3 protein-coding genes and 1 pseudogene are annotated in these 2178 nt (G+C 65.7%); 2 read left to right on the forward strand and 2 right to left on the reverse strand.

Annotated elements, in window-relative coordinates; translation table 11 throughout:
- Positions 1-292: pseudogene (locus tag N826_RS38740) on the reverse strand (hypothetical protein); the annotation flags it as partial.
- A gap of 257 nt (positions 293-549) precedes the next feature.
- Between N826_RS38740 and N826_RS38745 the strand changes: the two are divergent.
- Together N826_RS38745 and N826_RS38750 are read left to right on the forward strand one after the other, a co-directional pair.
- Positions 550-1446, forward strand: coding sequence for a lipid kinase (locus N826_RS38745; RefSeq protein ID WP_044437920.1), 897 nt, complete (start codon positions 550-552; stop codon positions 1444-1446).
- An 87-nt stretch (positions 1447-1533) separates the two neighbouring features.
- A complete protein-coding gene (locus N826_RS38750; RefSeq protein WP_044437922.1) occupies positions 1534-1734 on the forward strand; it encodes a hypothetical protein in 201 nt (66 codons plus the stop codon).
- 49 nt (positions 1735-1783) lie between these two features.
- Here the strand turns inward: N826_RS38750 and N826_RS38755 are convergent.
- A partial coding sequence (locus N826_RS38755; RefSeq protein ID WP_211099519.1) for a hypothetical protein occupies positions 1784-2178 on the reverse strand: 395 nt, incomplete at its 5' end.

Genomic DNA, 2178 nt, shown 5'->3' on the forward strand with positions numbered 1-2178 from the left:
GCCGCGTTTGGAATTCCGGCAGCAGGGTGCGCGGCACCCGGCAATCCGGTTCGCCCGGTCGAGGCCCCCAGGCTGCCAGCCAGGCACCCTGGTCAGCCAGAACGGCCAGCCGGTCGCGCCACAGGTCATCGGGAGTGACCCAGTGCGGATGGGCCGACGTGCCTCCGGTCAGTGCCAGCAGCGCCGCCGCCAGCCGGCGCGCGGACGATGATGCGGCCGCGTCAGAGTGCAGCACTGCCCACGCCTCCCGGATCGCTTCCTCGATTTCCAGATCGGTCACACCCGCTACCATGCCTTGCTGTTCCAGGATACCCCTACATACCCCCAAGCATCTTACCGGACCAGCCGGCATAAATCGTGTTCAGCACTGTGGGGCCGGCGAAGACGGGCAGAACATGGGCTGCAGGATACGCTGCAATCCGCATGGTCAGGACGACGAGCGCGACTCGGTCAGCGGTGCGGTCCTTGTCCCGGAACAGGACAGCGACCATCCAGGTTGTTGTCCGGACAGGATCCGCTCCATCAGGCCACACTTCAGGAAGGGCACATATGACCAACTCCCGCCGGCGGGCGCTGCTCCTGGTCAACCGCAACGCCCGTGCCGCCGGCACGGTGCTGGACGACACCATCGCTCTGCTGAACGAGGGCGGGATCGATGTCCGGGAGGAAGCCTGCCCGGCGCCGGACCAGCTGGCCCAGGTCATCCGGCTGCAATCCGGCGCTTTCGACTGCGTGATCATCGGCGGCGGTGACGGCACGCTGAACGCGGCGGCGCCGACACTGGTCGAAGCCGGTCTGCCGCTCGGCATTCTGCCGCTGGGCACAGCCAACGACCTGGCCCGCACCCTGGAGATCCCGCCGGATACGATCGCTGCGGCGCGGATCATTGCCGCCGGCCGGATCCGAACCCTCGATCTCGGCGAAGTCAACGGCCGGCTCTTCTGGAATGTCGCCAGCATCGGCCTCAGCGCCGAGCTGGCGCGCGAGATCACCTCGGAAACCAAGCAGCGTTGGGGCAGGCTGGGCTACGGCATCGCGGCCCTCAGGCTGCTCGCCCGCATGCGCCCGTTCACCGCCGAAATCAGCCATGATGGCGTGACCGAGCGGGTCAGAACCGTGCAGATCGCGGTGGGCAATGGGCGCCATTACGGTGGCGGCATGGTCGTCGAAGGATCAGCCAGACCAGACGATGGTGTGCTCCATCTCTACAGCCTGGAAGTCGATCACTGGTGGAAGCTGCTGGCGCTGTATCCGGCGTTTCGCCAGGGCCGGCACGGCGAGTGGCGCGATGTCCGGGCTTTCGCCTGCACCGAAGTCGAGGTCAGAACAAAGCGGCGTCGGACCATCAACACCGATGGTGAGCTGACGGAAAGCACCCCGGCCCGCTTCCGGGTTCGCCCGGGAGCCATCAGGGTCTATGCGCCGCACCCAGGCAGCGTTCCATGAGGCCTGACTATACGGCAGCGTCGGATCCATCCGTCACATCGGGTGTTTGTCTGCAGGCAAATGTCAGCTGAAGGGAACTCGGACAGCATGAAGAAACTGCCCCTCTGCCCGAAGTGCGGCGACTGGCGGGTCGAGCACCTCAATCCGGGTTCGGATTTCGAGGAGTGCCACTGCCTGTCATGCGGGCTGATCGTCAACATCGCCGTGCTGAAGGGACGCCGCACCATCGAACATCGGGAAGTCGATCAGGACGATCAGGTTGAGCCGGTGGCTGAGGCAATGAACTGAAGCGGATGGCCCTCGGTCATGCTGCTGAAGGAAGTCCCGCCTGCCCAGTTCAATGAACAGCAGGGCCCGGCGTTCCGTCGATCTGACTTATGTCGCAATACCAGGTGCTGCCGTCGGCACTGGCGACGATGGTGATCACTCCGGTACCGGCCAGCGCCATCAGGTCGGCAAGATCCGCTCCCGCCGGTGCCGGGCAGTAAAGGATGATCCACAGGGAGGCAAGGCAGGCCATGGCCCACTGTCCCGTATCAAGCCCCTCAAGAGCCAGTGTGCGCGCGATCAGGACGCCCTCCTGAGTGCCGCGGATCGGGGGCCGGCCGGCTGACCTTTCGAGTTCGAGCAGCCACTCCGGCAGGGCCTGCGCCATGAAGTCGCCGGCAACCTGTCGACGACCAAGGCGAACCATGATCCGCACGCACCCGGCATGAATGGGTTGCCGCTGAT

Origin of the sequence: Skermanella aerolata KACC 11604 (genome assembly GCF_000936425.1) — a bacterium.
GTDB lineage: Bacteria > Pseudomonadota > Alphaproteobacteria > Azospirillales > Azospirillaceae > Skermanella > Skermanella aerolata.

Bases quoted from the DNA above. Each gene is read 5' to 3' on its own strand.
- N826_RS38745 (WP_044437920.1), top strand. From the start codon at position 550: ATGACCAACTCCCGCCGGCGGGCGCTGCTCCTGGTCAACCGCAACGCC.
- N826_RS38750 (WP_044437922.1), top strand. From the start codon at position 1,534: ATGAAGAAACTGCCCCTCTGCCCGAAGTGCGGCGACTGGCGGGTCGAG.